The following is a 2,664-nucleotide window of genomic DNA, read 5'->3' on the forward strand; positions in this document are numbered from 1 at the left end:
ATGAGGAAGAAAATGTAATACAGGAAACAGCCTATTATCCTTACGGCGGAATAATTGCCGAGCTAAGTAGCAAAACAAAATATAATTACCTTTACCCTGTGAAATAAGATTTGAGTCTTTTGTGTAAAAAAAGTTTGCCATAATAAGTCTTTAGATATTTTTCACGTTTTAATGCATCTTTCTGGCAGAGACAAGCTTCGTAATATATAAGCACTAATGGCAAACGGTGTTTTGTAGACTTTACCTCTCCCTTTTGATGCTGCTCAAATCTTAGTTTTAAATTTTTAGTATAGCCAACGTAGAGCTTCTTGTCTTTTTGGCTAAAAAGGACATAAGTATAATACATAAACTAAAGTTAAGAATTTAAAACTATTTCACTGGGTTTATACAGGCAAAGAGTTCATTGATAGTTTGGGGGTAAATTGGTACGACCACCATGCGCGTTATTACGACCCGGAGGTTGGCCGTTGGTTTGCCATTGACCCGGCACTGCAGGCTTCGAGTCCTTACTTGGCGATGGGGAATAACCCGATGATGAATATCGATGAGAATGGAGAGTTCTTTATTGAAGCAATGTTGATTGGAGGTTTGTTCAATGTTATGATGAACTCAGGTAAAATTGATAACCTCTGGGATGGCCTAGGGTATTTTGGTGTTGGGGCCGCCGCAGGAGGATTAGGAGTAGGAATGTCAGGAGCAGCATGGAGCGCAATGCAGGGTTTAGGACTGAATGGTTTTGCAATGGGTATGGCACCTGCGGTAATGGGTATTGGAGAAGGAGCTGTAGTAGGTGCAGCAGCAGGATTTAGTGGAGGATTCGTTAGTGGAGCAGGAAATGCCTGGATGAGCGGAGCCAGTTTTGGAAGTGGTTTGGAATCTGGACTTAATTATGGATTTGCTGGTGGAATCTCAGGTGGGGTGATGGGAGGATTAAGTGTTGCTTGGCAAAAATTACAATATAGAAGAGCAATTAATAATAGTTTGGAAATTGAGGATAGTGGTGTTGAAATGAATGGTAGGAAAATTGTTGCTACCGAGGAAAATGCTAGGAGGTTTTCAGATGCAGTATTTGGTGATGTTGAAGGGCTTGATAACATATTTGTTAATAAAAATCCAAATTCAGAAAATTACCTTTTAAAAGATGGTAATATTATTAATAGAAATACTGATGTATTGGCTGGAGGAGTGACAAGTATTTCAAGTAAAATGGGTACTGGTTATTCATCGAATGTTTACCTAAGCAAAAATGCATTTCAAAGTAAATTTAAGTTATACTTGACATTAGGACATGAATATGTACATGTTACACACAATAGTTTCCCTGGTTTAAGAGAAATGTTTCCAATTCAATTTAGACAATTTAGTGAACATGCGGCATATAAATGGACATGGGAGGCAAGTCAAAAACTTATTCAGTTAAAACCTAAGACTTTATATTTTGAGAAGATGAATAAGTATTCTTCACATTTTCTTTTTGATTGGACAGCTGACATTATAAAACATCATAAATTTTTACCTTTTAACTAATGAAACAATTTGTATTAATTCTGTTTTCTATAGCATTGGCTAATAGTTGTGAAAAAAAATTAAAACCGATACCTGACATTTATTATGAAGATTTATTGAATGAAATAATTCCACATAAAAAGATAGAATACTGGGAGTACAGAAATTATGACTATTTAGAATCTACAACTGAAATAATAATTGAAAAGGGAGATAATTATAACTCTTTAAATATACCTTATTTAGAACTAAAATCAAGTTTTAGAGAAGGGTGCCATCCTACAATGTGTTTTGATTACATCGTTGCAATTGAGGATGGTAAATGTGTGTATATCGATGAAATAAGTGAGGTTAGTGAATTTATCGGTGAGATTAACAATATTGCAGAAGCACTTATTTTAAAATATATAGTAGCACCTGAATTATACTCAATTAGTGAGGATGGAGAGCAGGTCGGGATGTATTATATAAATAAAAAAGAAGTGAATTTTATTTTGCTTAAAGATGAGAGTGTATGTCCAAAAATCATTGGACAGTACTTGTTAACTATTAATAGAACAACACATGAAATTACTTCGAGTAGAATTAAAACATATTACCAAGAAAAAATATAATATTTTCTCCTAGCAAGCGCTAATTTGCACTATCTGCTGGTGCGAGTGTTTCACTCGTACCTGTTTTCGAATAAGATAAAGGAAAAAAACAAGCCATTTGCACAGCATTGTTGGTGGTTTGTTTTATTAGGGTGTAAGGTCTGTTGTATAGGCTGAGTGTGAGCTGTAAGGTGCGTTAGAGGGAATGTGAAAAAGAAATTTTAAGGAGTAATTCGGATTTGGTAGAAGCCACACGAAAGGGGTAGTTTCACTAATCTCGTAAACTGGGAATGTGCGGCAGCGAGGTGCCAATAACCAGGCTTATTACGATGGCAGCCTAAGCGCCATGGCCTGGAAAACAGCAGGTCGAAAACGCCATACCTACAGCTTTAGCTACGACAATTGGAAAAACCTTTCGGCAGCCAATTCCAGCGATCATCCTTATACCACAGAGTATATGTATGGGCGCAATGGCAACATTAATTTCCTGAAAAGAAAAGATAACCTTGGCCTTTACCAACATTTCGAGTACGATTACCAGGGCAACCAACTGAAAAAGTTGTGG

Annotated in this window: 3 protein-coding genes and 1 pseudogene; 3 read left to right on the forward strand and 1 reads right to left on the reverse strand. The window is 36.3% G+C overall.

What is annotated here, in order from left to right; translation table 11 throughout:
* Window positions 1-91: 91 nt before the first annotated feature.
* Entirely contained in the window at window positions 92-346 is a 255-nt protein-coding gene (locus ELS83_RS22790; protein ID WP_171597601.1) for a GIY-YIG nuclease family protein, read from the reverse strand.
* A gap of 44 nt (window positions 347-390) precedes the next feature.
* On the opposite strand from ELS83_RS22790, the pseudogene ELS83_RS21515 reads away from it, so the two are divergent.
* The 3 genes and pseudogenes from ELS83_RS21515 to ELS83_RS21525 all read left to right on the forward strand — a co-directional run.
* Window positions 391-1,527, forward strand: a pseudogene (locus tag ELS83_RS21515) (RHS repeat domain-containing protein); the annotation flags it as partial.
* Window positions 1,527-2,120, forward strand: coding sequence for a hypothetical protein (locus ELS83_RS21520; RefSeq protein ID WP_171597603.1), 594 nt, complete (start codon window positions 1,527-1,529; stop codon window positions 2,118-2,120). The pseudogene ELS83_RS21515 and the gene ELS83_RS21520, both read left to right, overlap by 1 nt.
* Before the next feature lie 271 nt (window positions 2,121-2,391).
* Window positions 2,392-2,664 (forward strand): hypothetical protein (locus ELS83_RS21525; protein ID WP_171597604.1); only part of this gene is annotated, 273 nt, incomplete at its 3' end.

Origin of the sequence: Marinifilum caeruleilacunae (assembly GCF_013141825.1) — a bacterium.
Lineage (GTDB): Bacteria > Bacteroidota > Bacteroidia > Bacteroidales > Marinifilaceae > Marinifilum > Marinifilum caeruleilacunae.